General features: G+C 67.7%; 5 protein-coding genes and 1 pseudogene. 3 read left to right on the top strand and 3 right to left on the bottom strand.

Annotated elements, in window-relative coordinates; all coding sequences use genetic code 11:
• Both ABZ807_RS32900 and ABZ807_RS32895 read right to left on the bottom strand, forming a co-directional pair.
• Positions 1-819 (bottom strand): tyrosine-type recombinase/integrase (locus tag ABZ807_RS32900; RefSeq protein ID WP_357166940.1); only part of this gene is annotated, 819 nt, incomplete at its 3' end.
• Positions 816-1901 (bottom strand): tyrosine-type recombinase/integrase, encoded by a 1086-nt coding sequence (locus ABZ807_RS32895; RefSeq protein ID WP_357166938.1) that lies wholly within the window; start codon positions 1899-1901, stop codon positions 816-818. The genes ABZ807_RS32900 and ABZ807_RS32895, both read right to left, overlap by 4 nt.
• 279 nt (positions 1902-2180) lie before the next feature.
• On the opposite strand from ABZ807_RS32895, the gene ABZ807_RS32890 reads away from it, so the two are divergent.
• From ABZ807_RS32890 to ABZ807_RS32880, 3 genes and pseudogenes are all read left to right on the top strand, one after another.
• The gene (locus tag ABZ807_RS32890; protein WP_357166943.1) at positions 2181-2687 is read left to right on the top strand and encodes an IS3 family transposase; all 507 of its coding nucleotides are present in this window, start codon (positions 2181-2183) and stop codon (positions 2685-2687) included.
• Between the two features lie 561 nt (positions 2688-3248).
• Positions 3249-4595, top strand: a pseudogene (locus tag ABZ807_RS32885) (hypothetical protein).
• Positions 4592-5152 (top strand): flavoprotein, encoded by a 561-nt coding sequence (locus ABZ807_RS32880; protein ID WP_357166935.1) that lies wholly within the window; start codon positions 4592-4594, stop codon positions 5150-5152. Before ABZ807_RS32885 ends, ABZ807_RS32880 begins: the two are co-directional and overlap by 4 nt.
• Before the next feature lie 103 nt (positions 5153-5255).
• Here the strand turns inward: ABZ807_RS32880 and ABZ807_RS32875 are convergent, their stop codons facing one another.
• Positions 5256-5939 (bottom strand): hypothetical protein, encoded by a 684-nt coding sequence (locus ABZ807_RS32875; protein ID WP_357166932.1) that lies wholly within the window; start codon positions 5937-5939, stop codon positions 5256-5258.
• Between the last annotated feature and the right edge of the window lie 54 nt (positions 5940-5993).

Raw genomic sequence — 5993 nt, 5'->3', positions numbered from 1 at the left:
CCCGTTGCCGAGAGATCGGCACGGCGGGTTCGGTGAGCGGTCCGGGGAAACGGGCCGGTGGCAACACCGGAACCGCGCCCCGGGCCGACTCTCTAGCCGAGGGTGTGCCCTGCCGCGTGGGGTGAGCCCGGCGGCCTGCCGGGCTCGTTTGAACAGGGCGAAGAAGGAGACGTAGACGTACCCGGTGCCCTTGGCGGTCACGAAGACCGGGCCGTGGGGGTCCGGGTGCGTGGCTGTCCTCGCGGGTAGGGCGATGTAGTTGGTGAGGGCGGCCGTGGTGGAGGGGTGGACAGGCACGAGCCGCTCAGCTGACTTCGCGGCTTTGATCACCAGCACGTCGTTGTCGAAGTCGATGTCATCGACGCGCAGGTTCAGCGCCTCGCTGATCCGCAGGCCGGTAGCCGCGAGCAGTCCGATGACGGTGCGTACCGTCACGGCGACCCGCTCGTCGGCGAACTCGGTGTCGCAAGCGGTCAGCAGCGCATCGACGTCGTCCTGGCTGTAGATGAACGGCACCGCCCGGGGTTTCTTGGCCGGCAACAGGCCGCTCGGGATGAGCGGGACGTCGACACCGTTGGCGTTGAGGTAGGCGGCGAAGCGGCGCACCAGGGACAGCCGGGTCGCCCACCATGAGGGGTGGGCGTCGGGGTTGAGACGGGCCCACGTCACCGCGTCGTCGATGCTGAAGGTCTGCGTCTGTCCACGAGTTTCGAGCCAGGTGCAGAACAGGCCGACCTGCCGCTCGATCTCGTTGAGCTGGAACCCGAGGGACCGGCGCATCGCCAAGTACTGCTCCAGGCGTTGGCGCAGTGTCGTCATCGCGGCACCTGCCCGAACGGGACGACCAACTCACGCAACCCGGCGAGGTCGACCTTCGCGTAGGCCATCGTGGTGGCGGTGTAGACGTGACCCAGGAGCTCTTTGGCTTCGGCCAAGGAGCCGCCCGCGGCCAGCACGCCCATCGCGGCGGTGTGCCGCAGCCGGTGCGCGTAGATCGGATCGACCCCCGCCACGCCCGAGAGCCGGGCGACGATCCCGGAGATCGCCGAGGTCGCCATCATCTGGCGTGGCGCCCTCATCCGCACGAATACCGCCCGGTCCAAAGCGGCCGGTCGAAGCCTCAGCCAGGCCGTCAGCGCCTGGCCCACGTCGACGGGGATCGGCAGCGTGTGCTCACGGCCCTTGCCGGTGACGTTGAGACGTCCGTTCGCCCAGTCGATGTCGTCGAGGCTCAAGCGGGCGACCTCGCCAGCACGCAGGCCCAGCCGCACCAGGACCAGGACGACCGCCCGGTCCCGCGCCCCGATCGCGGTGGCCGGATCACACACGGCCAGCAAGGCTGCGACCTGCTCGACGGCCACTCCACGCGGCAACCCACGCCGGGTCCCGGGAGGCTTGAGGACCCCAGCACTCAGGTCCCGGTCGAGGTGGCCGGTACTGAGCGCCCACCGCAGCAGGCAGCGGACCGCATCGACGATATGAGCACGCGAAACCACGCCGTAAGGACGACCACGCTCAGCGACGTAGGCGTTGACGAGCGACGCATCCAGCAGGTGCCACTGCACCCTCCCGTCTGTCGCCGTGACCACATCCAGAAGCCCGGCAGCGTAATGGCAGCGGGCAGCAATCGTCTTCTCCGTCAAACCACGCTGGCCACGCATCCACGAACACCACTCTGCGACGGCTGGCGTGACCGGACCAGCGCCGGCATCGCTCACGCCCAGATAGCCGGCATCGGTCAAGAACCTGCGCATCGTGCCCATCGAGTTCTTCACCGTGACGCACACGAAGTCGCGTGAACGCTCCGCGACGACGAACCGGTCCAGCAGCTCCTCGCTGATGTCACCGACCCCGGCGCCCACCTCCTGCATCCACAAGCTCAGGCGCCCCAGCAGGTTCACGATCCCGGCCGCTGACCCCGGCGAATACCCCTGCGCAGCCAGCCATCCCCGGCACTCCGCCAGCACCCTTGGCGCCAAAGGGCCCACCGGTACCCGCGGAATCCGGTCCGCGTGCGGCCGGGCCGTCGGCGATCTCTTCGTCACGAGCCTCACCTCCAGACACTTCGTGCCTGAAGCGTGACCTCGTCACGTGACTATGCCGACCTTCTAGGCATCACCAGTACCGATGACCTGCGCATCACGAAAACTATCGGCATAGTCCGGAGGTCGGCATAGGACCTGACCTACGTACGCACCGCCGTGGGCTGGGTGTACGCCGCGTTCGTCCTCGACGTGTACTCCCGCATGATCGTCGGCTGGCAGGTGTCTACGTCGCTCTACACGGATCTGGCGCTCGACGCGCTGAAGATGGCGATCTGGCGCCGAGAGAACCAGGGCGCTGACCTGCGCAAACTTGTCCATCACTCGGACAGGGGAGTCCAGTATCGAGCAATCCGCTACACCCAACGGCTCGCTGAGGCCGGCGCGGTCGCGTCGGTCGGGTCCAAGGGCGACTCGTACGACAACGCGATGGCCGAAGCGTTCAACTCCCTGTACAAGGCCGAACTCGTGCGTAACAAGGGCCCCTGGCGCGGACTCGACGACCTGGAGATGGCCACCGTCGAGTACATCGACTGGTACAACAACCGTCGACTGCACGGCGAACTCGGGCACGTCCCACCCGCCGAACACGAGGCACTACACGCGATGACCCAGCCGGTCACCGCACCCCTGAAAACCAGCTAACCAACTCTCCATCAAACCCGGGGCTTGACAAGAAGTGGGTCGGCTCCACCAATGGCCCCACCTGCTTTGGCAAGAACCCTGAGGCAGGCTCAGGGAGCCGGGATCGCTCGGCCATCGCGCTACGCGAGACATACACCGTCATGCCGGCACCTCCATCAGAGACGGTGAGCGGCGGGCTCGCCGGGGGAAGGGCGAGCCCACCGCCGCACCACAGCGGCCGGGAGCAGACCGCCAATCACCCACCCACGCAGCCCTCCTGGCGGTACGCAGGCGGGGCGTCATTCGCACGCGTAAGGGAGCGGGCTGGGACGGCACCGGGCGAAGCGCCAAGGCCAGCTCTTGACTCCCGGCGCTTCCGTTATTCATCCCGAGCTCCCTGGGCGTGAGGCTGCGATTGCGCGCCGGCCGCGTACTCGCCGAGAGTGGCGCACCAGCCCAGTCAGGTTCGCTCGGTGAGTGCAGCGTTGGGGATGTCCTGGCGGTGCACTCACGGTGCACCTGCCAGCACGCCAAGTGCCGATACGATCGTCCGGACGACTGTCCGCATCGAGAGGACGTGCGATGGCCGCGGTGACGACCTGGACCGGCCGGGAGGCAAACGCGCTGCGTCAGGCGTTGCGGATGAGCGTTACCGGCTTCGCCGAGCACCTGGGCGCGGCACGGCGAACGGTGGCCAAGTGGAGCAGCCAAGGCAACAAGGTCCATCTGAGGGCCGACATGCAGGCCGCTCTCGACACGGTCCTGGCGCGGGCCACCTCGGACGTCCGCGAGCGCTTCGAGGCACTGGTGAGGGGAGGTACCAGTGGTGCACTTGCGGGTCCCGCGACGCTGCCCGTCAGGGACACGCAGACCCATACTGGCGAAGGCGGCATTCACGACTTCGACTCGGATGGCGACGTGCGGCGCAGAGATCTCCTGACCGGCGTAACGATCAGCGGCATCGCCCTGCCGAACGTCGCGGCTCTGCTCGACTCACTGGTCGCACCACGACCTTGCAACCCCGAGCCAATTGCCTTACCGATCCGGCAGTAAAGTCGGGAGGTAGCCGCCGCAAAAACCGACTATCAGGCGTGCCGTTACGAGCAGGTTCTCGCCAGGCTTGTGGCCCTGCTACCCGCCGTGGAACCCACTCGTGCGGAGGCCGAGGGTGAGAAGCGGACGCAGGTCGACGCCCTGGCCAGCGACCTCTACCACGTCGTCGGCAGCGTGCTGCTCAAGGTCGGCGACAAAGGCATGGCCTTGGTCGCCGCCGAACGCAGCGCCCGTGCCGCTGAGAGCAGTCAGGACCCGGTGGCGATGGCTGCAAGTGCCCGGATCATGACCCACGCCCTCATGAGCAACGGCCACGGTACCCAGGGGCGACAGCTTGCCGAAGACGCGGCCGAGCACCTCCGACGCGGCAGCGGACTCGCGTCGACCGACGCGGTCGCCGTGTACGGCGCACTGCTGCTTCGCGGTGCTATCGCCGCCGCCCGCGACGACAACAGAGACAACGCGCAGGCCATGCTCGATGAGGCTTCTCGTGCCGCCGATCGACTCGGCTACGACGGCAACGACCGGTGGACCGGCTTCGGTGCCACCAACGTCCTGCTGCACCGCGTCAACATCGCGCTGACCCTGGGCGATGCCGGCACCGCCATCACCCTCGCCCGCCAGGTGCCGCTGGACAAGATCAACCTCGCCGAACGCAGAGCCTCCCTGTTCGTCGACGTGGCCCGCGCCTACACGCAGTGGGGACGCTACGAGCACGGCCTGAACGCGCTACGCAACGCGTACGAGGTGGCACCAGAGGAGATCCGGTGCCGACCAGCGGTGCAGCGCATCGCCAGCGACCTGGCAGTCCTCACCCGGGGGCGCGTTCGCAGTGCTGCCCTCGACTTCGCCCAGCACGCCGGGATCCGCGTATGACCAGCGGACACCTGCAAATCGTCGTCTGCGCTGCCGGCCCCGCCGCAGACGTGACACAACTGGTCACCACCGCGACACGCCAGTCGTGGACAACGGCGGTCACCGCCACCCCCAGCGCCCTCGACTTCGTCGACCCAGAAACGATAGAACGGCTGACCGGGCACCCAGTCCGGTCCACCTACCGGTCCTCCCCCGGCACCCGCCGATCTCTCCCCGCCGCGGACGCGCTCATCATCGCCCCCGCCACCTACAACTCCGTCAACAAGATCGCCCTTGGCATCGCCGACAACTATGCGATGACCGCAGTCGCCGAGCTAATCGGCCGGCGGGTGCCCACCGTGGTCGTCCCGTTCGTCAACGCCGCCCTGGCCACCCGCACACCCTTCCAACGTGCCGTGGCGAATCTTCGCGATGAGCACGTCCGGATTCTTCTCGGGGCCGACGACGGATGGGAGCCACACCCACCCGGCAGCGGCAACAGTCGCCAGAATGCCTTCCCCTGGACGACGGCGTTCGAAGCGGCGACCGAGTTGGCCGGCGAGAGATCGAGCAGGTAAACCCCGGTGCTCACATAATCGGCACTACGGGGCGCTCCGGCACACCAGGCCGCGAGAGCTTCCTCCGTATAAGGGAGGTTGCACTCTCCGATCGCTCGCGGCATCATCGGGCCCTGCTTGAGCAGGCCGGCATGAAGGACGACGCGAACGACCTCCTGCTGCGAATCTGCTGCGAATCTGAGAGATCGGTGAACGCGGTGCCGTCTGGGAGTGGCCCGTCGGGAAAGGTCAGGCCGAGCAGGAGCCGCAGCGCGAGGAAGTCACACCGATCCGGGCCTGGAATCCGCATCCGCTCCAGCAGCAGACCGGCGAGCTGCGGCACCGACTTCCCAGTGACACCGCCGAGGGCCGAGGCGGTCGCGTTGGCCATTGCGCCGGCGTGTGACTCCCAGTCCTGAAACGACGGCTCGATCAGGCAGTCGCTGAGTTCGGCCAGAAGCGCCGTGTCGGGTGCGGGGAGGAGCCGCGCCAGTCCGATCAGCGCCGCTCGGTGAAGAAACCGCTCGGGGTTGCCACGCCACTGGCTTACCGCGTCCACAATGACGCCGTCGGAGGGCAGGCCGGCGACTCCGACTGCGATGCAGATCTCCGCGGCTACAGCCGGGTCCGTTTCGGCTGCGAGCTGCTCGGCCAGGACCGGTGACACGGTCGCCCAATCCTGCGGGAAGTGGGCGAGCAGATACGCCATGCCGAGACGAAGGTCCCGGTCACGATCCCGCAGGACCTGAAGGTACGTGGGGACACCGGCACGGCCCCGGCGTTGTTCGGGAGTGTCCGGTTTGATCATGGTTTGTTAGATGCCGTAGACGGCGAAGACGTCGCTGCGGTCGTGTAGGTCGCG

It is taken from the genome of Micromonospora sp. NPDC047548, assembly GCF_040642975.1.
Classification (GTDB): domain Bacteria; phylum Actinomycetota; class Actinomycetes; order Mycobacteriales; family Micromonosporaceae; genus Micromonospora.
The sequence above is the reverse complement of the archived record's forward strand: the minus strand, read 5'-3'. Positions and strand labels throughout refer to the sequence as shown.